Source organism: Alteromonas sp. AO-Serp (assembly GCF_017849675.1).
In the GTDB taxonomy this organism is placed as follows: Bacteria; Pseudomonadota; Gammaproteobacteria; order Enterobacterales; family Alteromonadaceae; genus Alteromonas; species Alteromonas macleodii.
This window is the reverse complement of the sequence record NZ_JAFLMX010000052.1, coordinates 1-23529: the sequence shown is the minus strand read 5'-3', so window position 1 is coordinate 23529 and position 23529 is coordinate 1. Positions and strand designations below refer to the sequence as shown.

Sequence of the window (23529 nt, the reverse complement as noted above, 5' to 3'; positions counted from 1 at the left end):
CCTTAAATCGCCAATTTCTCTACGCGTCGACCGCCCCATACTGCGTTAACAATAACGCGCGTAACAAGGATTGCGGTAAACATCGAGGTTGCTATACCAATCATCAGTGTAATCGAGAAGCCTTTAATTGGGCCTGTGCCCACGGCAAACAGGATTAAGCCTGCGATGAAGGTGGTAATGTTAGCATCTAGAATGGTAGAAAAAGCACTGTCGTAACCCTGATGAATGGCATGCTGTGGGCTGCGGCCGTCACGTATCTCTTCTCGTATACGCTCAAAGATAAGCACGTTTGCATCTACCGCCATACCAACGGTCAGTACAATACCTGCCATACCCGGTAGCGTAAGCGTTGCACCAGGGATCATCGACATAATGCCCACAATCATAACCAGGTTTGTAATCAGAGCGATGTTCGCTACTACACCAAACGCTTTGTAGTAAATCAACATGAAAACAAGTACCGCTGCCAGACCATACATAATAGCCTGCATGCCCAGCTCAATGTTTTCTTTACCCAAGCTTGGTCCAACCGTACGCTCTTCAACAATTTGAATTGGCGCAATCAGTGCACCTGCGCGAAGTAGCAACGCTAAGTCACGGGCTTCTTTCGGTGAATCAAGACCTGTGATTTGGAACTTGCTACCCAGCTGCGCACGAATAGTCGCAACCGAGATAACTTGCTCGTGTTTTTCAAACACTAGCTTGCCGTCTTTGTTACGTTCGCCAGTCGACTTGTATTCGATAAACACCGTAGCCATTGGTTTACCAATGTTCCCACGAGTTGAGCGAGACATCTTATTACCGCCTTCAGAATCAAGCGAGATGTTTACGTTCGGAAGTCCGTACTCATCAACACCGCTATTCGCATCAATAATATGGCTACCGGTAAGCATAATACGCTTTTCAAGAAGCTGAGGAATGCCTTGCTGATCTTCAATCACTTGAGAGCCAGGAGGAACGCGGCCGTTCAATGCATCACGGATATCGTTCTTCTGATCTACCATGCGAAATTCTAGTGTTGCTGTGGCATTAAGAATCTCTTTCGCACGGGCGGTGTCTTGAATACCTGGAAGCTGCACAACGATGCGATCAGCACCTTGCTTTTGTACAAGCGGCTCAGCCACACCAAGTTGGTTTACACGGTTGCGAATAATGGTAATGTTTTGCTTAACCGCGTTGTCGCGAATTTCCTGAAGCTTGCTTTCAGCAAAAATAGCGCGAAGTGTTAAGTCGTCCACCTGGTTAAAGGTTAGGTCGCGACTTTGGTTGCGCAAAAAGAACTCTGCCTTGTCTAGCGCATCTTCATCACGGAACGTAATGTCGATATGATCGTCAACCTGTTTTACACCGCGATAACGAATGCCTTCTTCACGCAGTGAAGTACGGAAACCACCCTCTGCGTCTTCTAGCGACTTAGCAATCACTTCGGTCATATCCACTTCCATCAAGAAGTGAACACCACCGCGAAGGTCAAGACCTAGCTTCATTGGCGCGCCACCTAGGCCTTCAAGCCATTCTGGCGTGTCAGGGGCAAGGTTCATAGCCACGTAGTAGTCATCACCAAGCGCCTTTTCAAGCGTTTCGCGCGTTACAAGCTGGGTGTCAGAATCCGAAACGCGAACTAATATTTGTTCATTCTCAAACTCAACACGTTTTGGAGAGATATTCTTTTCACTTAGCGCGGCTTTTACTTGTTCCACAGTGGCGTCAGTTACCACAGCGTCACGGCCTGCTGAGATTTGTACGGCGTGATCTTCACCGTAAATGTTAGGAAGCGCATAAAGTGCACACATTGCAACCACAATGAGTGCACTCAGCACTTTCCAAATAGAGTTTTTGTTTAGCACTGGATAATCCTTTCGTGCCAGTACCGGGAAGCGTCCCGGCCCCGGCTTTTGTTACTTACAGTGACTTCATCGTGCCTTTAGGCAGCACAGCAGTTACTGAAGACTTCTGAACAACGATGTTGTTTGAATCGTTAAGTGCAACTTCAATGAAGTCTTTTTCTTCTGACACTTTAGTGATTTTTCCTACCAAACCACCTTGTGTTAACACTTCATCGCCTTTGCTTAGTGACGATACTAGGTTTTTATGCTCTTTTACACGCTTAGCCTGTGGACGGTAAAGCAAGAAGTAAAAGATTAAACCAAATACAGCTAGCATGATGATCATTTCCATGCCGCCACCTTGCGGCGCACCAGCAGACTGTGCGTAAGCGTTAGAGATAAATAGGCTCATAAAATTCCCCAAATATTATCGTTGTTATAGTGCCGGAACCGGCAACCCTTTTTGTTCATAAAATTCTTGTACAAACTCATCAAGCGTACCTGCGTCAATCGCATCGCGAAGACCCTGCATCACGCGCTGATAGTAGCGAAGGTTATGGATGGTGTTTAAGCGCGCACCCAAGATTTCGTTACACTTGTCCAAATGATGTAGATAAGAGCGAGAATAGTTTTTACAAGTGTAGCAATCACAATTCTCATCTAATGGCGAGGTGTCGTTTCTGTGTTTCGCATTGCGAATCTTCACTACGCCTTCAGTCACAAACAGGTGACCGTTTCGGGCGTTACGCGTGGGCATTACACAGTCAAACATATCGATGCCGCGACGCACAGACTCTACCAAATCTTCAGGTTTACCCACGCCCATTAAATAGCGAGGTTTATCTTCCGGAATTTTAGGCGCGGTATGATCGATAATGCGGATCATATCTTCTTTCGGCTCACCTACTGAAAGACCACCAATGGCGTAACCGTCAAAGCCAATAGCTTCAAGGCCAGCAAGTGAAACGTCGCGCAGACCTTCGTACATACCGCCTTGAATGATACCAAACAGTGCCGCTGGGTTATCGCCATGGGCTTCTTTACTACGTTTGGCCCAACGTAGCGACATTTCCATTGAAACGCGCGCTTCTTGTTCAGTAGCGGGGTACGGCGTGCACTCATCAAAAATCATCACAATGTCAGAGCCCAAATCGCGCTGAACTTCCATCGATTTTTCAGGCGTAAGTAAGATCTTTTCGCCGTTTATCGGAGAGCGGAATGTTACACCTTCTTCGGTAATTTTACGCAAATCACCCAGGCTAAACACTTGGAAGCCACCCGAATCCGTAAGGATTGGCTTGTCCCAATTCATGAAGTCGTGCAGGTCGCCATGCTGGCGAATAATGCCTGTACCAGGACGAAGCATCAGGTGAAACGTGTTTCCAAGACAGATGTGTGCACCGCTGTCTTTTAATTCTTCAGGGGTCATTCCCTTAACAGTACCGTATGTACCTACGGGCATGAACGCTGGGGTTTCAACAACACCGCGTTCAAACACCAAACGACCGCGTCGTGCTCGGCCTTCGGTTTTTAACAACTCAAATTGCATGTGAAAGCATTCCCACTTTGGTGCGCTTTTGCGCTGGGTATAAAAATAAATTGGCGGCGATTATACCAGTAATTCGGCTGAGATCATGCCCCGTATCTATGTTTATCTGTAACTAAGCTAGAAAGGCCTGCAAAACACCGATTTAAACGCCTAATGTCCTTGGGCGAATGTGCTTAGGCGCGTTCAATAAACATAGAATCTCCATAGCTAAAGAATCGATATTCTTTCTCTATCGCTTCTTGATACGCCTTCATGACATTCTCTTTGCCAGCAAATGCGCTAATTAACATCATTAGCGTGGACTCTGGAAGGTGAAAATTGGTGAACATTGCGTCTACCACTTTAAACTCAAAACCAGGGTAGATAAAAATCTCAGTATCTTCGTTAAATGGCGCAATAACTTCCTCGTCACCGCGCTCTGCACTTGCCTTTGCCGCTGACTCCAAAGAGCGTACAGAGGTTGTACCCACTGCAATAACGCGTTTACCGTTGGCCTTTGTGGTTAGAACAGCGTCAACAACGTCTTGTGGTACTTCGGCGAACTCTGCGTGCATTTTGTGCTCTTGAATATTATCAACGCGCACAGGCTGGAATGTACCCGCGCCAACGTGCAAAGTTACAAAGGCCAAATTAACGCCTTTTTCTTTTAACGCAGCCAGTATTGCATCGTCAAAGTGTAGCCCTGCAGTAGGCGCCGCAACCGCGCCCGGCTTTTGATTGTAAACGGTTTGATAGCGCTCTTTGTCTGAACTTTCATCGGGACGGTCGATGTAAGGAGGTAACGGCATGTGGCCATGGGCTTCTAGCAGCGTTAATACGGTCTCATCGTGGTCAAACTGTAAAATAAATAGCGCATCGTCTCGCCCTGTCACCGTAACATTCACTTTTTCTTCAAGAATCAGCTTAGATCCAGGCTTAGGCGCCTTGCTCGCGCGAACATGCGCTAACGCTGTATTGTCTGATGTGATGCGCTCGATCAGCACCTCAACCTGACCACCCGTTTCCTTTTTGCCCAGTAAACGTGCAGGAATAACCCGCGTATTGTTGAACACCAAGAGGTCGCCTGGCTCTACAAATTTCAGCATGTCAGCGAACATCGTGTGCGCTACATTGCCAGTCTTCCCATCTAAATGTAACAAGCGACTCGCTGTACGTTGCTGAGTTGGGTATTTGGCGATAAGTTTTTCGGGTAGCTCGAAGCTAAAATCTGATAGTTTCATAAATACGATTAAATTACGGCATAAAAGTTAGACAAAAGTAGAATATTAAGTGTTATTTAAGTTGCAACTAAAGGCTAATAAAAATAGATTTATAGATTAAACCAAAGTCAAAACAAAAACAAAAAACTTTATTTATCAAAAACTTAAAAAATAACGTATATTATAAAATAACTTTATATTGAACAATATACGTACAATTCAATTTATTAAATAGCACTTAACTCCTTAAACGGTTAAGATACCTGCAGATAGTGATGATGTTCTCCCATAAACATTCCTTATCATTCGTACCCAGCACTTGCTGGGTATTTTTTTATCTGCTTATTTTCCCTGCCTACCTTCACTCATCGCAACGTTATTGCGAAGCTTCGATTCCTCTGCGCGACAGGTTAGTTGAATATCGATATCTTATAAACGGCGGTATTTTACGCTGTTTATTGCTGAAGATCAGTTAAGATTTCCTCTAAAAGCGCCGCATCTAATGGACGCGCCTTCAACACGTACAAAATCTGCAGAAGTAAATCGGCGCCCATAATACCTTTATTTACCTTATTTCTAAGGTTATCTGCGCTTTGCTCCACGCCAATCTCTTCCAGCCTTTGGCTTAACGCTTGATATTTTACGCCGCGCACAGACATCTCAGATTTCACGACTCTTGCTACCGTTTGCCGCCACGCATTTTTAGCACCTTGCGTATTTCCAGTGTTCACACAGCCTCCAAAAACCACACAAATGTGATGTATATTTTACAAAAACACACTTTTTTACACTTATAGCATGTATTTAATGTTGACGATTATGGCACAACAGGTCTACACTGCAAGTCTAGATATTGGCGAAGATGAAAATAGTCGTTACAGTAACTTCGGTGGTTAATACAGCAAAGTATCTGTTTTTAATAAAGTGCAGTTGTATAACACACCACTTACACGACATTCATTTTCACAACTATCGCTTCAATAATTAAAGGAGAAAGGTATGAGCTGGGAACTGGAAAGCATCGAAGCCTTATTTATAGAGCATGATGACTTTGTGGTAACACGTGAGGAAAACTGCTTACTTATTGCTAATCAAGACGGCATAGACGCCTGGCTTGCTATCAGCGGAGAGCAGATCTTAGTAGAGAGTCTTTTGTTTGCAGCGTCGGAAGTAAAAGATAAGCCAGCGCTAGATCATGAAATATTGTCTACTCATATGGTGTTCCCTTTGACCACGGTAGGCATTTCAAACATTGGTGGTGAAGAGTACTACACTGCCTTTGGTGCGCTAAGTGCCCAGTCAAAAGCCGAAAGTATCGTTATTGAAGTGGAAACCCTGTTTCAGAATGTTGCATCTTTCTTAGATGCCTACGAAACACACCTTAACTAAAATTTACTTCTAAGGAGAAGCGAATGTCAGTGTGGAAAAAATTAGTAACTGCAGTAAAAGGTGGTGCAACCGAAGCTGCTCAATCTGTCGTAGACAGTCAGGCTATTCGAATTCTGGAACAAGAAATTAGAGAAGCCAAAGAAGAATTGCGTAAGTCAGACCATGCACGTACCCAAATCTTGGCAAAGTGTAAACTTTCTCAGCAAAAAGTGGATAGCTTCAATTCGTCAATTGCGGAATACGAAGCCCACGCGCGCAAAGCCATCGATAGCGACCGCCAACTCGCGCTAGACTGTGCGCAAAAGGTGTCTGAACTTAAAGAAGAACGAGACCAAGAACAAACATATCTTGATCAGTTCCAGCAGTCAGAAAAGCAGCTGGCACAAAATATCCAACAGGCGAAAGCGAATTTACGTCGCTTAGAGCAGCAAGTGGATATGGTAAAAGCCACCGAAAGCGTTCAGAAGGCGCAAGTAGCGGTTTCTTCACGCCACATGGGTGCGAATAGCAAAATGAAAACGGCGACAGAGTCACTGTCACGTATTCAAGATAAGCAAAAGATGCGCAATGCTGAGCTACAAGCTGCAGAAGAGTTAGCAAACAATGAATCGAGCAGCGATCTAGAAAAACGTCTAGCCGAAGCGGGCATTAAAGGGGGTAAAACCTCGGCCGATGACGAGCTAGCGCGAATTCTAGGCAAGTAAGTGAGAAAAATGGGAGCTACGCGCTCCCATTTTTAATTCTTGTTACAATAATTTCCTGCGTAAATTACCGTTAAGTAAAGCGCTAACCTAGACAAATCAAGTACTTCAAGGCAGAGTAAGGGCACGCATAACAAGGGCTGTTTCTTTTATGTCTCCATGGATAAAACTGCGAAAAATCATGCTGCAATATTTTGCAGAATCACGCTGGTACACTATTGTCGGTGCCACCGCCTTTTACGCAGTAACAAGCTATTGGCTACTTTACGCTGCAGACGAGCACGATTTAATTACCAACGCCGACTTTATTTACTGGCTGGCGGTCACCGCCTCTACAGTGGGCTATGGTGATTTATCTCCCGGCACGCCAGCGGGAAAACTGGTTGTAGCGCTTTACGTCATACCGCTTGGTTTGAGTATCTTCGCCATGGTAATTGGCCGGATTGCAGCTTGGGTTTCATTAACGTGGAAGAAAGGATTGTTGGGTATGAATAGCTTGATGCTAGATGAACATATCTTAGTAATTGGGTGGAATGAGCAGCGTACTATGCTGCTGCTTGATTTAATACTTCAAGAACGCGATGCCATGCCAGAGCGCCCCGATATTGTGCTGTGCGTGAAGGCCGATATCACTAATCCCATGCCTGGCGTGATTGAGTTCGTGAAGGTAGATTCGTTTAACAAAGACGAAGATATGGATCGCGCTTGCGTGTCCACCGCCCGAACTATTCTTATCGATAACCCACAAGACGATGTCACCATGACTACCGCGCTGTATTGTACTAAGCGAAATCCTGATGCACATCAGGTGGCTTATTTTGATGATGATAGCCTAGTCAGCTTACTTCAGGATCACTGCCCTAAAGTGGAGTGTACACCGAGCGTGGCAATAGAAATGTTAGTTAAAGCCGCTTTTGATCCTGGTTCAAGTATGCTTCATCACGACTTGCTGAGTATTGAAGAAGGCCAGGCGCAATTTTCAGTAAAAATCCCAGAAAGTAGCCACGCCATTTCTGTTGCTAAGTTATTTATTAATTTGAAACGTAAACACGATGCCATCTTTATTGGTTATGCGCCAAATGGCCTTGTGAAAGAAATGGTGGTAAACCCACCGTTGGACGTTACATTAAACCCGGGAGACACCTTGTTTTATATTGCTGAGCGCCGCATTAATGCAATTAACTGGTCTTCTCTAGACGCTGATTAAGAGGCGTAAACATGTTTAGTAAACTATTTAAAAAATCAGAACCTAAAAAACCTAAGTCGCCAGAAATAATGGGGCTTTATTTAGGTGGCTCTTTCGAGTTAGATAACTTGAAACTTTCGCTATTAGAACCGGAGCTCACTATTGAAGGTGCAGCCCGTTCTCAATTAATTCAAGCGGTAGGTGAAGCGCCCTTAGATACAGGTGGCACTCTGCTTCGCTTTTACACCGACGACGATGGATTTTTACAAGTGGTCACCGACGGCGGCTTGTCTGAGAATCACATTACCGATGTTAAGCTGTGGCACTTTTATGAAACGAAAACAATTGGTAATACTGCTCAGTGGAACGAATGCTTGAAAAACGTTATCAGCCAGCCCACCTATGAGCTTGAAGGTAAGGTCTATACCCGCGTGTGGGGGGCAGTGGGCGATGAGTCACCGCCTGTTGCCGTCACTGAAACTACCTATGAAGAAGATGGTGATGTGAGTACTACTGATCAGTTTATGATGCTGTATGAACGCCCAATCAGTAATGACAGAGTTGAAACCCTGCTTGTTGTGGGTGAAGAAAAGCAAGTAGGTAATAATTTAGATAGATGTTTGGTGATTTCAACGGGGTTTGACGTTGAACCTGCAGATATCACTATAAACGGTTAATAAAAAGGGAATAACTATGGATACGATCATGCAATCTTTGGCTGGCCTGGATAACTTTGCGCTTTACTTCGGCTTGTCGATTGTCTTTTTGTTTATCTTCAAGTTGGTGTACGCATTAGTCACACCTCACGATGAATGGAAGCTGGTAAAAGAAGAGAAAAACGTTGCCGCTGCCATCGGCTTTGGTGGCGCTATAATCGGTTTTGCTATCGCCCTTGGCAGCGCAGCTTCAAACTCGGTTGCTGTAATAGATTTTGCTATTTGGGCGCTTGTTGCTGTGATTGCACAATCCCTAGCGTTTGCCATTTTGCGTTTCAGCTTTATGCCGAAAATCGCTGAGCGCATAAACAATAACGAAGTTTCTGCGGGTGTTATGCTTGCCAGCATGTCTATTGCCGTAGGCTTACTCAATGCCGCTTGCATGACCTATTAAGGGGGCAGCGATGACTGATAAACGAAACACTCAGCTTGATGTTGTTGATAGCGTGCAAGGTGAGAAGCCCGCATTAAAACGCACCAAACATATTGACCTTGGTCGCATGCGCAAAGGTTTTAGCGTGAAGCCTTTAGCATTGGGTGTGGCCAGCGTTATTTTAAGTGGTTGTGGCGGCGAAAAAGAAGACGCCACCATTTACACCTCGCTAGAAGACTGTAAACAGGATTTTCCTGATGCAGTAGAGCGCTGCGAAGCTGCCTACCAGACAGCGGTCGACGAGGCCATGCGCACCAGTCCGCGCTTTAGCTCTGAGTACGACTGCGAACATGAATTTGGCCCTAACCAGTGCCAATATGTGAATAATAGTAGCGGCAGCTTTTTCATGCCGTTCATGGCAGGCTACATGGTGAGCTCTCTGCTATCGCCAAATCGCTATTACTCACAGCCCTTATATACTTCCTATTCATATAATTCACCGTTTCGTTCACGCTGGATAACGGCAGACGGCTATGTGTTCGACGGCGACATTCGCAAAAGAAAATATCGCGTAAACAAAGACGTTTATAAGCCTAAGCCTACCGTGAACCGCACAATGAAACGAGGCGGGTTTGGTAGCAGCGTTCGTGCAAAATCGTCTTGGGGTAGCAGCAGCCGTAAAGGCGGCTGGGGCGGATAACTATGTTTAGAATGCCTTGCCAGCCTCGCAAGGGCTGGCAGCAGTTGGCTAACGAGTTTGGTTTTCATTTCCACACCATGTATGGCGAGCCGTATTGGGATGAAAGTGCCTACTACCAATTCACGCTAGCGCAAATTGAAAACGACATTGAAGACCCCACAGCCGAGCTACATCAAATGTGCTTGGCAGTGACCGAAGATGTGGTTAATAGTGAGGAATTACTTACTCGTTTTCGAATTCCAGAGCAACATTGGGACTTAGTAAGAGACAGCTGGCAGGAAAGAGCCCCCAGTTTGTATTCACGCCTTGACCTTGTCTACAGCGGCAAAGGGCCGGCAAAGCTTCTTGAAAATAATGCAGATACGCCCACCAGCTTGTATGAATCTGGGTTTTGGCAGTGGCTGTGGCTTTCACAAAATGTGGATGCCGGCAAACTCGCCCTGCACGCTGATCAGTTCAATAGCTTGCAAGAAAAACTAGTTCATCGCTTTCGCGAAATAGCATTGCACTACAACATTAATCAACTGCACATGGCGTGTTGTAAAGATACCGTAGAAGACCGCGGAACAGTGCAGTACCTACAAGACTGCGCTACAGAGGCCGGGCTTTTAGCTGACTTCGTTTTTATTGAAGACATTGGGTTGGCGGACACGGGCGTTTTTACCGATCTTCAAGACGCGCCAATTACCGACTGCTTCAAGCTTTATCCTTGGGAGTTTATGCTGCGCGAAGAGTTTGGCGATGTGTTAGAAGATGCCCAAGTTAATTGGATAGAGCCCCCATGGAAATCGATAATTTCCAATAAAGCCTTGCTTCCTCAGCTTTGGAAGAAATTTGAAGGCCACCCTAACCTGCTTCCCGCTTATTTTTCAGATGAAATAAACACAAACACACTATCAGGAAAGTGGATTAAAAAGCCTCTGTTTTCTAGGGAAGGCGCGAATGTTTCTATCATTGAAGGTGGAATTGAGAATAAGCTTAGCGATGGTCCTTACGGCGAAGAAGGCTATATTGTTCAAGCATTTGAACCTTTACCCGTTTTTGAAGGTAACCATACACTCATAGGTAGTTGGTTGGTAGATGACATGCCAGCAGGTATTTCAGTAAGAGAAGATGCATCTGCTATTACCCAAGATCTCTCTCGCTACCTTCCTCATATTATTTTGTAATCTACTTTAGGGGCGTTCGATGAAGCCGCTTTCTTTCCAAATTCGCGTTCTGCTGACGCTAGGTGCATTGTTAATAGTCATAGAAGTAGCAAACTTACTCACCGGCAATGCACTTAATCAGTTTGGTGTAGTGCCTCGTACACTTTCAACCTTGCCATATATATTCACAGCCCCTTTCCTTCACGGTACACCCACGCATTTGATGGCTAACTTGGTGCCTCTTTTGCTGTTCATGTGGCTTACTATGCAGTGGGGAAAACGCACGTTTCTTATCGCTACGCTAAGCGCACTGCTTATAGGTGGTTTGGGCGTGTGGCTGTTCGGTAGAAGCGCTACGCATATTGGCGCGAGCGGCATGGTATATGGCTACTTCGGCTTCCTCGTGCTAGCAGGATTTAGAAGTAACAAAGTGCGGTATTTGCTTATTTCACTAGTAGTTGCAGCGCTATACGGAGGAATGCTGGTTGGTGTGCTTCCCACATCCAAATTTATTTCCTTTGAATATCATCTGTTTGGCTTTATTGGCGGCTTATTTGCCGCATGGCACTGGGCACGCTAATTAGTTTACGTATAATTAGCCTCAAGATAAGACGTTGTAATTAGATATGTCAGCAGTACAAGAACCTACACAAAAAAACCAAGGCTTTTTCGGCAACCTCGCGTTTAACATTGTTATTCCTGTGGTGCTAATGAGCTATGCAAGTTCGGAAGATTACCTAGGCCCTGCGTGGAGCATTGTGGCGGCACTCAGCTTTCCTATTGGTTATGGCCTATGGGATTTAAAAGAGTCGGGAAAGGTCAACGGCTTTTCCATTTTAGGCATTATCAGCGTACTACTTACCGGCGGGTTTAGCTTACTTAAACTGCCCGCAGAGTATATTGCGATAAAAGAAGCCGCTATCCCAGGCATTATCGGTATTGCTGTACTGGTAACCCAATACTCCAATAAACCCTTGGTCAAAATGCTTATTTTGAACGACCAAATCATAAACTGGCCACACCTAAACCAAGTTCTTGATGCGAAAGGAAAGCAGAGCGAGTTTAAAAAGAAAGTCGCGGTTAGCTCTTACATCGTAGCCAGTTCGTTTTTCCTCTCTTCTGCACTAAATTATATCTTGGCAAAAATGATATTGGTCAGTGAGCCAGGCACTACGGCCTACACTGAAGAACTTGGCCGAATGACTGCGCTTAGCTATCCAGTCATTGTGATCCCGAGCATGATTTTGCTTATTGCAGCGCTCTGGTATTTATTCGCTCAAATCAAAAAAATTACTGGCGAAGAACTCGATAACTTTATTAATCAGTAAAAAGACAATCGATAAGGGGCTTAACGCCCCTTTAACATGCCCTTCCCTACGACTGAAGCTATTACATATCTCGTAATTTAGGCGACTAAAGCATTTTCCTGAAGCGCAGAAGCATACTAGCCATCAAATTCCCACACCGCTTTTAACCAAAAAGCGTGAGTATTACGTATACTCTCAATGATAAAAATAACGCGTTCTATCAGAACATGTTGGCGCTAATTTAAAGCTCGCATAGCACCTCTAACTGTGCGCCAGCAGCACTGCATATAGCATGCAATCTCGCGCCTTCATGTTCACACTAAGACGGTTCAATACAAAACGGCGAATTATGCTGACAATAAAAGACTTAAAGAAATCTTTTTCAAAGACAGGGGCTCCGCTCATCAACAACCTTAACCTTACCGTAAAGACAGGTGAATCGGTGAGTATTCAGGGGGCTTCTGGCTGCGGTAAATCTACCTTGCTGTCGCTTATTGCTGGATTTGAGACGCCCGACGGAGGAGATATTTCGGTAAATGGATTGTCGATTGCTGGCAATAGCAAACTCGATAATACATTTAAAGCGAAGGATATTGATAGTTTTCGCAAACAGCATTTAGGTATTGTGTTTCAAAGCTTCAATCTATTCGACTGCTTTAATGCGTGGGACAACATTGCCTTTACTGCAAGGCTAAAAGGTAATGTAGATAACGACTACCAATTAGCGTTAATGGAGCAGCTTGGGATATTACCCCTAGCGCAAAAGCCGCTAAGTCAGTTATCTGGCGGTGAACAGCAGCGCTGTGCCATTGCTAGAGCACTTGTACATCGCCCCTCGCTTATCTTGGCCGACGAACCCACCGGCAATTTAGACGAAACCACTAGCGAAACCGTGTCCGACTTACTCTTTAAAACTTGTAAAGAGGCCAATACTTCTCTTGTTGTGGTAACTCATAGCCAAGACGTCGCAGTAAAAGCAGACGCCGCTTTGCGACTACATAAAGGGGTATTAGAGAGTGTGAAATATAAAACTAAAGAACAAACCTTATCTTCACCAGTAGCAGCAAGCTAATTACAGGTGAAAAACGTTAGCGATATGCGCCCTGTGAAAAAGACACCGAAAACAGCAAGTAGGAAAATAACGTGCTACGCACTCTACTGTTAACACTTTCTAGCTTACTTGCAATGGCAAGGCACAGGCCGTGGGAGCCATTGCTCATTATGGCCGCAATTATACTGGCCAATGCTGGCTTGGTTGCCGTTTTGCTTATAAACGAAGGCGCTACACAAGGTGAACTGTTACAGTCAAAGCAAGGGCTTACCTTGGGCAGTATCATCACCCCAGCAGACAGCAGAACTCGCTTTGCACAAAGTGATTATGCCACGCTTCGCAAGCAGGGTTTTACCCAGCTTGTTGCGATAGCTGAACGAGACATCACCCTATCGTGCAATGGCAGCGAGCCCACAGCAACAACTCTCACATTACTCGGTGTTGATACTCAGCCTCTTTTAGGAAGTGCATTTAGAAAGAGAGGTTTTGAAGCGCCTGCCCAAAACGATAGCGCTCTTTCGCTTTCCTATTTATCGCCAAATGCGAAGAAATTTAGTGAAATGGAAAACCAGCAGACGCCAGCGGGACGCGAATTGCGCTCAAATTCTGGGGGCGACTTCGCTGTAAATGGGCTTATTCACCCCTTAACGAACGCAAAACTGGCCTGTCACGACACGCTCAATGAAATCGATAGAAAATCCGCGCCAAGTCCCTATTGGCCTGCAACGGTAAGCGCGTATGTGAGCAGCTTTGCTCCGCAAAATACAATTTTAATCTCTATCGATGAATTTTACAGAGGCGGGGTAACGATTGAGAATGATGAACCTGTTAAGCCTGTTATTCCTGACAATGCTAAACGCGCGCAAGAGAAACAAGCAAAGCAACAGAAAGCTTACGTCCCACTTTCCGGGTTTATTGCACTTTCATCGCTATCACATCAGCATTTAACCCAAATAGAAACCCTACTTGGAATACCTGTAAAGCAAACCACTAGCAATACAGACAATGACACCGGTTCGTTGCCAGATAGTTTTAGACTAAATCTTTGGGCGATGAGTGGACTGATGGGCGTTGTGGCGCTTTTTATAGTACTTAACGCGCTAAACTTGATGTACCGCACGCGGCTACCCAATATCATTCGTTTACGGCAGCTGGGCATATCTCAGCGAATTTTAAGCGTTGCCTTATTCACCGAGTTGCTTGTTTACTGCGTAATAAGTATTCCAATTGGTATGTTCATCGGTTTTCAAGCGGCGTCATGGTTGTCACCTGTGATAAACGGTACATTTACGTCATTGTTTAACGCCGTATTTGTTAACCCTGACGTTAATCTGCTTTTTACCTTCGGTTTCGCTTTAACAACGACCTTTATATCGCTGGTTGTTTTTTCGTTAGTTTCTATCATTAAGCTTTCAAATGCCCTAACCGTAGCGCCTGCCAAAAAAGAAAACGCGTTAGGCCAGTTTGCCGTAGGTCTTATCTCATCATGTGCCCTACTACTGTTATTTATCGCTGAGAAGTTCGTATCTTCTACTGCTTCAGCACTTTTCTTTGTTGCATTGTTACTCCTTACCAGCTGCGCACTAGTACTTCTTTGGTTACCCATTTTGTCTAAGCTGCTGACTAGATTTGTACCAAAACAGTGGCCCGTGTTTCACTACGTCATTGCTAATATGCATTTACTGTCTAGTAAAACCCGTCTTGCCGTTTGTGCATTCTTTATCGCGCTTACCGCAAATATTGGTATGAATACCATGACGGACAGCTTTAGAGACGCCACTAAACATTGGTTAACGCAAAGGCTTTACGCGCCTTTCTATCTGTACACCGACGCGCCACTTAGACGTATTGAATCGTTATCTACCAAATCGTTACCAACGCTTGCTTTAACTCCTTTACTTAAAGCAGAGGGAGCTGTTATTGGCTCACATGCTCAAGAAGAGACACATGAAGTCAGTAACATCTCGCCCACCCACGTTTCTATCAGTAGCTACCCCGTTCACCAAAACGGTAAAAAGGCGCTTGTCCTCGAAGATGTAATAAACAACGACCTCAACACAGTGTGGCGTGAGTTTACAGAAGGGAAAGGGGTATTCATCAATCAGCAATTAGCGTTTGCCCTTAACGCAAAGTTAGGACACACGCTAGATATAGAAAATATTCGCCTTCGTAAAACTACGAATTCAAGTTCTTCGGCGGTTAATACATCTAACGAGGCGTATAGCTCGCCACAAGATAAAACTACTGACCCAACACAAGGCTCACAAAGCAGTTCGTCGAACTCAAACGTATTTGCAGCGACGCCTCAATGGAAAGTACTGGGTATTTATCCCGACTACGGTAACCTGAACGGGCAAATATTGGTGCCTCTTCCCTCGTTTAATCGAAACGATGTCCTTATCAGGGATCAACTTTTTTCCGGTGTAGTGGCTATTTACCCAGAGCCGCCTATTGAGACTAACGTGATAGGCGACAACAAACAAAGCACCTTTGGAAAGGACATCCTCGAACAGCAGCTAAAATCACAGCTAGGAGAACACCGCGAAATTGCCCTTTATACCCGACAAGCGCTGTTAGATACCTCTATGCAGACCTTTGATCGTACCTTTGTATTAACCGACGGCCTTAATATTACCACCCTATTGGTGGCGGGCGTCGCCTTCGCTGTTTCGCTGACGGTACTAACCATAGGCAGCGCAGCGCAGTTATCTGTATTGCGTGCCCTTGGCGTTAGTCAGCTTAAAGTAAAAGTATCCCTGTTTGCGCAATATCTGCTGCTTTGTTTTATCTCAGCCTTGCTCGCTATTCCTTTTGGCGTGTACTTGGCCTATGTCTTTATTCAACAAGTAAACCGGCATGCATTTAACTGGGTGTACCCGCTTTCAATTAATGCAGAGGTTATTCTCTCTAGCGTGGGGTTATCGCTGCTTATCGTTTCACTGGTGCTGTTGTTACCTTTAGGAAAACTTAAGCCGAAAATTGATTTAAGGCAGGAAGTTCAGCTATGAAAAACCATTTAGGTAGTGCCAACACCACGTTTTTGCAATTTAAAGCCAATACTTTTTTAGTACTTATAGCTATTTGTTTCACGTTGAGTGCATGTACTGAAAACCCAAAAGATGAAAACGAAACTCTGGGAACCTCCACGCCAAACGGCTTTTTTGGAAACATGCAGTCGAGTTATTCCTTCACGCCAGTACAGCGGGACTATACTGTTGCATTACCGCGCGATCACATGAGTCATCCCGATTTTCAGTTAGAGTGGTGGTACCTCACGTTTGTGTTAAGCGCTGAAGACGGGCAAGAGTTCGGCCTTCAATATACGCTTTTTCGTTTCAATACTGGGCTAGACGCCCCTCAAAGCACTAAGGCTAATGCTAATGCTAATGCTAATGCTAAAAAGAGTGCTGAAGGTAGCGCCGAAAGTAATGCCAAAAGTAATTACAAAAGTAGCGCCGAAAGTAGTACTAGTCATATCTCTGAAGATAACCTCCATACTAACGCTAATAGCCATATCGCGAGAAACTGGACCAATGGCCAGCAGTGGATGGGACATGCTTCGCTGCACACCGCTGAACAGCATTATTTCGAAGAACGATTTGCAAGCGGTGGTGTAGGTAATGTCTATGTGAATCAACAACCCTTTACGACAGTTATTGACGATTGGGTTTGGAAAGCGGCACAGGCGGAGGTCCAAACAGGTGCAGAAAGTAAAGCCATGTTCCCGTCCGTATTAACTTTCTCTTTCGGGCAAAGCAGCACGCTTCATCCGCTTAAAACACGTGAAAAAATCCCCGCTACCTCTGCAGACAGCTTATCAGAATTAAATGACGCGCCAAGCGTTAGCGCCGTCAAAATAGCGCTTAACCTAAACACCTCTGGGCCTTTCATCAAACAGGGTGATAACGGCTACAGTAAAAAAACACAAGACGAACGCCTTCGCTCCTACTATTACAGCCAGCCGTTCATTAACGCGGAAGGTACGTTAAACATAGAGGGCAATAGCGTAAAAGTTGCGGGTAAAGGCTGGTTTGATCACGAATGGACGAGCCACCTAGCCAACAGTGAAGCCATGGGATGGGATTGGTTCTCGCTGCATTTAGACGATGGAAGTAAATTGATGGCGTTTCGCATGCACGCCATGAATGAAAACATGAAAAATAGCACAAGCAAACACAGCGAAATATTCACAACGGCTAGCTATATAGCGGAAAATGGCACTAAAGAAACTATCGACCAAGCCAACGTATCAATTACGCCAACGGCCTATGAAACAATCAACGAGGGAGAGTCAGCTCGCTCTGCTCCCACCGCTTGGCGTATTCAAATACCAAAAAAAGATATCGACCTATTCATTCGCCCGTTCAAGGAAAGCCAATGGAATAACAGCTTATTTCCCTATTATGAAGGGCGAGTGGAAATAAAAGGCTCCCATTCAGGGAGCGGCTTTATGGAATTGACAGGCTACTAAGGCCTGTTGACCTTTGATATACAGCGAAGCGTAATAGCCCCTAATAAATAGACCAATTGATGCGTTCACTTAGCGATGTCAAAGCCGCCACACCTAGCTGAGAATTACCCACGCTATTAAGCGCTGGCGAAAATACGCATATTGAAAAGCGTCCTGGTACAACAGCCACTATGCCTCCACCTACGCCACTTTTACCCGGCAAGCCTACTTTAAAAGCAAAGCTCCCAGCTTCGTCATACATCCCACTAGTCGCCAGAAGCGCGTTCACTTGTTTGGTTTGATAAGGCGTTAGCACCTTTTCATTTGCGCAAGTAGAAAAACCTGCGTTAGCAAGAAAGCTCGTTGAGCGCGCCAAGTCCTCACAACTCATTTCTAGCGCACAGTTGTGAAAATAATTACGAAGCACATCTTCCACTTCGTTTTCAAAATTTCCGTAGGCTTTCATCAAATATGCCATTGCTGCATTGCGAGAGCGGTGCTCGTATTCAGACTCCGCCACCACCTTATTTACCACGATATCGCCGTTACAGCTTAAGCGTCTTACGAAATCTCGCATGGCAATATAAGGGGAAGCGAACCGAGATTGCACCATATCACTAACCACCAGCGCACCGGCATTAATGAAGGGGTTGCGGGGAATACCGTTTTCATATTCCAACTGTACAAGAGAATTAAACGGCAGGCCGGATGGCTCGCATCCAACTCGCTCCCACATGGTTTCACCGTAGTGATTGATAGCTAAAACAAGATTAAAGACTTTTGAGATACTTTGAATAGAAAAAGGAACGCTCGCATCGCCTATCGACGTTATTTGACCGTTTGTATCGCAAATTGAAATGCCAAATTGCCGTGGATTAACCGTGGCCAACGCAGGGATGTAGTCGGCAACTTTTCCCATGCCCAACATGGGCTCAACTTCATCATAGATATCTTGAAGTAGTGCCAGCATTTCGTTTTTCATAGTTCCCCTTTCCTGCTTACCACAGATAAAAATAAAGCGCCTTGTTATAAAAACGCTGGCGCTTTAATTTCTATACAAACAATGTAGCGATTAGTTACAGCGCCAATCTTCCTTAAAGTCACACAAGCCATCATCATCTTCGTCTGACGTAAGCTCAATGTTGGTCGATACCTTTTCTGATACTTTATTTGAATCGGAATCGATTATTACTGGCTGTTTTTTATCGATAAAACTGAAGATTGTTTTTGCAATATCTGTGTTATCAATTTGCCCCATAAGCGATTGATAACCAGCACCAAAAGCAAATACTTCAACATCTACACCAGTGTGACCGCCTGTTGTCCACCCCGTGTTTGTTTTGGTGTCTAAGAAGGTTTTTACTGCCATGAAGCGAGTTTCATCATCTTGGTTTGATACGCTATCTAGCGTGGCAAGCTCTTCTTCACTCAACGACAAGCCAAGCTTCTGCGCCACAAATTCGCCAGGGTTCTCTTCATTTGCCATCTCTAAAGCAATTGTCATTACCGAGGCTGACATAGACTTAAGATGTTCAGGGCTCCAGCGGTAGTCGCCGTTTGCGCCAATGGTTAAGCCACCTGTGCTGTGATCCGCCGTCAAAATAACCAAGGTGTCAGGATTCGTTTTTACATAATCTCGCAAATATTCCATGGTTTGCGCTAAGTCGTGCATCTCAGCCATGGCAGACGCGATATCGTTTGCGTGACCAGCCCAATCTACTTGACTTGCTTCAACGAGAAGAAAGAACCCATTGTCGTTTTCTAAGTGTTTAATAGCATGTTGAGTTAGGTACTCAAGACGATTTTTGCGCTTGTCATCCAATACCGCAGGCAGCGCTACTGGAGCAAACAGACCGAGAACATTACTTCCCGCAGGCACTGAAGCCAGACGGTTATATGAATCGGCATATTCGTAGCCAGCATCAATAAACTGCGCCAAAATATCTCTGTCATCGCGTTCAAAGTAAGACGTTCCACCGCCTAGCATCACGTCAGCGACAAACTTACCGTCCACGCGAACATCAAAGAAATCTTCAGCTATTTCGTTGTAGTTCTTACGGCTTTCGTTATGCGCAATGTATGACGCAGGTGTCGCATGAACAATTTGAGACGTTACTGCCAAACCAGTACGCATGCCTTTACTCTTAGCATGGTACATAACAGAGTTTACTGGTTGTTTATTTACATCAACACCAATTGCACCGTTGTATGACTTAACGCCAGTAGCAAGAGCGGTTGCAGCAGCGGCTGAATCGGTAACGTAACCAGATACTTGCGCAGGATACGTGGAAGCATTGCCCACTAAAATATCGTCAAACACAACCGATTCGATTTTCGGTGTTGACGGGTCATCTACATAATTACGATAAGCCGTGGTATAGGCAGGCCCCATACCGTCGGCTACAACCATTATTATATTTTTCGGTACACCTTTAGTTTGCGTACCGGTTGCACTTGCTGATTCGGTCATAGATTCAGTGATACCACAACCCGCAAGAACAGCAATAGACGCACAACTTAGTAGTGATGTGCGAACAAATTGTTTAATCATTTAAACTTCCCTGAGTAAGTAAGGTACCTACTGGCCTGGATACCCGCAGATACAACAATAACGACACTATCGCGAATGATTCTTTGGTGATCATAAAGGTGTTAGCAAAGCGATAAGATGTAATAGTGTAAAGCAGGCTGGCAAGATGCTCAAAGCTTTTGGACAAAATAACGCAAGCATGAGATGACCAGATGGTCATCTCATTAAATTAGCAACTTTAAAGAAGGAAGCGACTACTTATTTTGTGATGAGAGGTATTCGCGCATGCGCTGTTGTGCCACGTCAACGAGCATGTCGGGCTGGAATTTGGAGATAAACCTGTCACATCCAACTTTTTCTACCATGGCGTCGTTGAAGCTTCCGCTTAATGATGTGTTGAGTGCTATAAATAAATTGCTCATACGAGGATCGTTACGCACTTCAGAAGTAAGCCGATAGCCGTCCATTTCTGGCATTTCTGCGTCGGTAAACATTAGCAAAATTTCGTCGGTTGGGTTCTTCCCCTCATCGGCCCACTTCTTCAGCAGCGCTAACGCTTCAGCGCCGTTTTTACGTTCGATGATTGTTATACCTAGCTGCTCTAACGTATCTTTAATCTGTTTTCTTGCTGTGCTTGAGTCATCTACTATCAACACTTTCTTGCCTAAGAAGTGGTTAACAATGTCTTTATCTAGCACTTCTTCAGAGATAGATGTGTCGTAATCGATGATTTCCGCGAGTACTTTTTCAACATCGATGATTTCTACCAGCTCTTGTTTACCCTCAACATTCACCTGAGTTATGGCGGTTAAATAATTGGATTTTCCAATGCCGCTAGGGGGTGGCTGAATGGTTCCCCACGATGTATTCACTATGTTTTTCACTTCACCAATAATGAAGCCCTGCACGCTTCTGTTATATTCAGTGATAATGACATTCTTCGCTGTTGCTTGCGTAGCTGCACCGCGCATTTTGATTGCCTGACGCAAGTCTATAATTGGAATGGAACTTCCTCGGTAGTTCATCACGCCTTTCAGGTTGTGATGTGAACCCGGCATTATATTGAGCTTGGGTACGTTTATAACTTCTTTAATTTTAAAGACGTTCATGGCAAAAATGTGTCGCGTTCCCAGTTGAAAAATCAAAAGCTCAAGCCTGTTCTCGCCAACAAGCTTGGTTCTTTGGTCAACTGACGACAATACACTACTACTCATAACACCCACTTTTCATATTATATATCAACAAGCTAAAACAAAAGCGCCCTCGTATCGGACAAGATTATTTAGCGTGAAGCTTTACGCCTAAATTTACCTTGCTCACACCAGCAAAGCTATTACCCTTTTAGCTAATAGACAGACGAAATAGTCAATACCAGCAAGCGTTTGCAACCTACGTGAGTTATTTTTTACCGACCACTTCTTGCCCCACTGCTGCCCCATTGCCTTAAAACCACCAAACAAAGGTGTCAAAGATTTACAGTATCTAGACTTCTCTCGGCGCCAGTCATTCACAAAATAAATGACCGCAATGCAAAATATATATTTCTATTATTCCAAATCCGGCACTAGGATGAAATGGAATCAACGGGAACGCCCTACAGCGTAAACATAAACAACGTTAAGTATTTTAATTATAGTCGGGAGAGACGCTCATGTCGCAATATCAACAAGACATTGATAACTTCGCCACATTAAAGGCAGCACAAAACGGAACTTGGGAAGGTATCAACCCAGAATTCGCTGCACGCATGAAGGTTCAAAACCGTTTTAAAACAGGTTTAGACATTGCTCGCTACACTGCAAGCATTATGCGCAAAGACATGGCTGAATACGACGCAGATTCGTCTCAGTACACACAGTCACTAGGCTGCTGGCATGGCTTCGTAGGCCAACAAAAAATGCTTTCAGTTAAAAAGCATCAAGGCACAACTAACAAAAGCTACCTTTACCTTTCAGGCTGGATGGTAGCAGCACTTCGCTCTGAATTTGGTCCTCTTCCTGACCAATCAATGCATGAAAAAACATCAGTGTCTGCGCTTATCGAAGAACTTTATACTTTCCTTCGCCAAGCAGATGCGCGTGAATTGGGCGACCTTTTCCACAAGCTAGACGACGCTAAGAAAAACGGTGGTGATGTAGCTGCGATTCAAGCTGAAATCGACAATTACGAAACTCACGTAGTTCCAATTATCGCAGATATCGATGCGGGCTTTGGTAACGAAGAAGCAACCTACCTACTTGCAAAGCAAATGATTGAAGCAGGTGCATGCTGTATCCAAATTGAGAACCAAGTATCGGACGCGAAGCAATGTGGTCACCAAGACGGTAAAGTAACCGTGCCACACGAAGACTTCCTAGCGAAAATCAATGCAGTACGCTATGCATTCCTTGAACTAGGTGTTGATGAAGGTGTAATTGTTGCACGTACAGACTCACTAGGTGCTGGTCTTACCCAGAAGATCCCAGTATCTACATCAGAAGGCGACTTAGCTGCTCAGTACAATGCTTTCCTTAAAACTACCGAAGTTGCAGGGGCAGAAGATCTAAGTGAAGGTGACCTAGTTCTTAAGCAAGGTGGCAAACTGGTTAAGCCTGAGCGTCTACCAAACGGCTTGTTCCGCTTTAAAGACAACACAGGTTTTGACCGTGTAGTACTTGACTGCGTAACGTCACTTAAGCACGGCGCTGACTTGCTTTGGATTGAAACTGAAAAGCCTCACGTTGGCCAAATTGCTGAAATGGTTAACGCTATTCGCGAACAAGTACCAAACGCAAAGCTGGTTTATAACAACTCTCCATCATTCAACTGGACGCTTAACTTCCGTCAGCAAGTATTTGATGCCTGGAGTGAAGAAGGTAAAGACGTTTCTAGCTACGACCGCGCGAAACTTATGTCTGCCGACTATGATGACAGCGAGCTAGCAGCTGCGGCCGACGAGAAGATTAAGAGCTTCCAGGCTGACGCAGCACGCGAAGCGGGTATCTTCCACCACCTTATCACGCTACCGACTTACCACACTGCAGCGCTGTCTACTGACAACCTTGCAAAAGGTTACTTCGGTGAAGAAGGTATGCTTGCTTATGTTCGCGGTGTTCAGCGTCAAGAAATTCGCCAAGGTCTAGCGTGCGTTAAGCACCAAGCGATGGCAGGTTCTGACCTAGGTGATACACACAAAGAGTACTTCTCTGGTGAAGGTGCACTTAAAGCGTCTGGTGAAGATAACACCATGAACCAGTTTGACGTATAACGTAAACAGGCAATGAGTTAAACGGAAAGCATCCCAACCTTTCCTACAGGGCACCTTCGGGTGCCCTTTTTTGTGCGCGTCATTCACTTCACTTATGCTTTTTGCATAAAACAAAAAAAGCCATATTTTCCTAAATTTCATAAAAAAACAATATAAC

Annotated in this window: 21 protein-coding genes; 13 read left to right on the top strand and 8 right to left on the bottom strand. The window is 44.8% G+C overall.

The features are described from left to right. Positions 1-2: 2 nt before the first annotated feature. The 5 genes from secD to QVA83_RS04470 all read right to left on the bottom strand — a co-directional run bounded on the left by secD (position 3) and on the right by QVA83_RS04470 (position 5305). Positions 3-1847, bottom strand: a complete 1845-nt coding sequence (gene secD, locus QVA83_RS04490) for a protein translocase subunit SecD (RefSeq protein ID WP_014950187.1) — start codon at positions 1845-1847, stop codon at positions 3-5. Positions 1848-1902: 55 nt separating this feature from the next. Next, positions 1903-2238, bottom strand: coding sequence for a preprotein translocase subunit YajC (gene yajC, locus QVA83_RS04485; protein ID WP_014999069.1), 336 nt, complete (start codon positions 2236-2238; stop codon positions 1903-1905). A 24-nt stretch (positions 2239-2262) separates the two neighbouring features. Then, positions 2263-3375 (bottom strand): tRNA guanosine(34) transglycosylase Tgt, encoded by a 1113-nt coding sequence (gene tgt / locus QVA83_RS04480; RefSeq protein WP_014950189.1) that lies wholly within the window; start codon positions 3373-3375, stop codon positions 2263-2265. 173 nt (positions 3376-3548) lie between these two features. Continuing rightward, positions 3549-4595 carry a tRNA preQ1(34) S-adenosylmethionine ribosyltransferase-isomerase QueA gene (gene queA / locus QVA83_RS04475; RefSeq protein ID WP_049588006.1) on the bottom strand — a complete coding sequence of 349 codons (1047 nt, stop codon included), beginning with the start codon at positions 4593-4595 and terminating at the stop codon, positions 3549-3551. Positions 4596-5029: 434 nt separating this feature from the next. Then, positions 5030-5305, bottom strand: a complete 276-nt coding sequence (locus tag QVA83_RS04470; protein ID WP_014950191.1) for a DUF6471 domain-containing protein — start codon at positions 5303-5305, stop codon at positions 5030-5032. Positions 5306-5573: 268 nt separating this feature from the next. Between QVA83_RS04470 and QVA83_RS04465 the strand changes: the two genes are divergently transcribed. From QVA83_RS04465 to QVA83_RS04410, 12 genes are all read left to right on the top strand, one after another. After that, positions 5574-5963, top strand: coding sequence for a DUF2170 family protein (locus QVA83_RS04465; protein ID WP_287498159.1), 390 nt, complete (start codon positions 5574-5576; stop codon positions 5961-5963). Positions 5964-5986: 23 nt separating this feature from the next. Further along, on the top strand, positions 5987-6667 hold the full coding sequence (locus QVA83_RS04460; protein WP_014950193.1) for a PspA/IM30 family protein: 681 nt from the start codon (positions 5987-5989) through the stop codon (positions 6665-6667). Positions 6668-6815: 148 nt separating this feature from the next. Next, a complete protein-coding gene (locus QVA83_RS04455) occupies positions 6816-7871 on the top strand; it encodes a potassium channel family protein (protein WP_187446142.1) in 1056 nt (351 codons plus the stop codon). An 11-nt stretch (positions 7872-7882) separates the two neighbouring features. Then, positions 7883-8527, top strand: coding sequence for a YjfK family protein (locus tag QVA83_RS04450; protein WP_039218197.1), 645 nt, complete (start codon positions 7883-7885; stop codon positions 8525-8527). 16 nt (positions 8528-8543) lie between these two features. After that, positions 8544-8960, top strand: a complete 417-nt coding sequence (locus QVA83_RS04445; protein WP_252118800.1) for a DUF350 domain-containing protein — start codon at positions 8544-8546, stop codon at positions 8958-8960. 10 nt (positions 8961-8970) lie between these two features. Then, a complete protein-coding gene (locus QVA83_RS04440) occupies positions 8971-9639 on the top strand; it encodes a DUF1190 family protein (protein WP_014977050.1) in 669 nt (222 codons plus the stop codon). A gap of 2 nt (positions 9640-9641) precedes the next feature. Further along, a complete protein-coding gene (locus tag QVA83_RS04435; protein ID WP_287498158.1) occupies positions 9642-10808 on the top strand; it encodes a glutathionylspermidine synthase family protein in 1167 nt (388 codons plus the stop codon). Between the two features lie 19 nt (positions 10809-10827). After that, the gene (locus QVA83_RS04430; RefSeq protein WP_014950199.1) at positions 10828-11367 is read left to right on the top strand and encodes a rhomboid family intramembrane serine protease; all 540 of its coding nucleotides are present in this window, start codon (positions 10828-10830) and stop codon (positions 11365-11367) included. Positions 11368-11413: 46 nt separating this feature from the next. After that, the gene (locus tag QVA83_RS04425) at positions 11414-12115 is read left to right on the top strand and encodes a VC0807 family protein (RefSeq protein WP_014950200.1); all 702 of its coding nucleotides are present in this window, start codon (positions 11414-11416) and stop codon (positions 12113-12115) included. A gap of 328 nt (positions 12116-12443) precedes the next feature. After that, complete coding sequence (locus QVA83_RS04420; RefSeq protein ID WP_014977052.1) at positions 12444-13166, top strand: ABC transporter ATP-binding protein; 723 nt, start codon at positions 12444-12446, stop codon at positions 13164-13166. 71 nt (positions 13167-13237) lie between these two features. Next, the gene (locus QVA83_RS04415; RefSeq protein ID WP_287498157.1) at positions 13238-16153 is read left to right on the top strand and encodes an FtsX-like permease family protein; all 2916 of its coding nucleotides are present in this window, start codon (positions 13238-13240) and stop codon (positions 16151-16153) included. Next, positions 16150-17616 (top strand): lipocalin-like domain-containing protein, encoded by a 1467-nt coding sequence (locus QVA83_RS04410; protein WP_287498156.1) that lies wholly within the window; start codon positions 16150-16152, stop codon positions 17614-17616. The genes QVA83_RS04415 and QVA83_RS04410 overlap by 4 nt, the downstream gene beginning before the upstream one ends. 40 nt (positions 17617-17656) lie before the next feature. On the opposite strand, the gene glsB is transcribed toward QVA83_RS04410, so the two are convergent. The 3 genes from glsB to QVA83_RS04395 form a co-directional block, all read right to left on the bottom strand. Beyond that, a complete protein-coding gene (gene glsB / locus QVA83_RS04405) occupies positions 17657-18565 on the bottom strand; it encodes a glutaminase B (RefSeq protein ID WP_014950204.1) in 909 nt (302 codons plus the stop codon). 102 nt (positions 18566-18667) lie between these two features. Then, entirely contained in the window at positions 18668-20146 is a 1479-nt protein-coding gene (locus QVA83_RS04400) for an alkaline phosphatase (RefSeq protein WP_014950205.1), read from the bottom strand. A gap of 233 nt (positions 20147-20379) precedes the next feature. Further along, a complete protein-coding gene (locus QVA83_RS04395; RefSeq protein ID WP_156078630.1) occupies positions 20380-21339 on the bottom strand; it encodes a chemotaxis protein CheV in 960 nt (319 codons plus the stop codon). 437 nt (positions 21340-21776) lie between these two features. On the opposite strand from QVA83_RS04395, the gene QVA83_RS04390 reads away from it, so the two are divergent. Continuing rightward, positions 21777-23372: an isocitrate lyase gene (locus QVA83_RS04390; RefSeq protein WP_156078631.1), complete on the top strand. Its 1596-nt coding sequence runs from the start codon at positions 21777-21779 to the stop codon at positions 23370-23372. Positions 23373-23529 lie beyond the last annotated feature (157 nt).